At 71.5% G+C, this 582-nt stretch carries 1 protein-coding gene; it reads right to left on the reverse strand.

Annotated features, from left to right (window positions below):
- Positions 1 to 582 (reverse strand): esterase family protein (locus G3I71_RS50625; protein WP_203733049.1); only part of this gene is annotated, 582 nt, incomplete at both ends.

Raw genomic sequence — 582 nt, forward strand, 5'->3', positions numbered from 1 at the left:
CGTGAGCGTGTCGAGCTTGGTGACCACGAGGTCGGTCAGGCCGTTGACGAGCGACGCGTACCGCACCACGACCGCGTCGTACCAGCCGGTGCGGCGCGGACGACCCGTGGTCGTGCCGTACTCGCCGCCGGTCTGGCGCAGCCACTCGCCGTCGGCGTCGAGCAGCTCGGTCGGGAAGTCGGGCACGTTGCCGTTGCCCATGACGACGACCATCGGGACGATGCCGCCCTGCGCCGAGTAGTTGTCGAGGATCTGCGGCGCCCGGGCCACCTCGACCCAGTCGCCGTAGTTCTGCCCGCCGCCGTGGTTGAGGTACAGCACGGGGTACGGCTCGGCGCGGTCCGGGTCGTAGCCCGGCGGCGTCCACACCAGCGCGTCCCGCTCGGCGCCGTCGACGGGGCTGTCGTACGCGAGGTCGGCGACCGTGCCGCCGTGCGCGACGTCCGCCATCCACTGCACCGACGGTCCGGGCACGAACAGCGTGCTCCACGTGGGGTGCGCCGTCACCGCGACGGGGCTCGTGGGCTCCTTGAACGACTTCTTGGTCCGGTCGGGCCACGTGGCCGTGTACTGGTAGTAGTA

The sequence above is a fragment of the Streptomyces sp. SID12501 genome, assembly GCF_010550245.1.
Classification (GTDB): Bacteria; Actinomycetota; Actinomycetes; order Streptomycetales; family Streptomycetaceae; genus Streptomyces.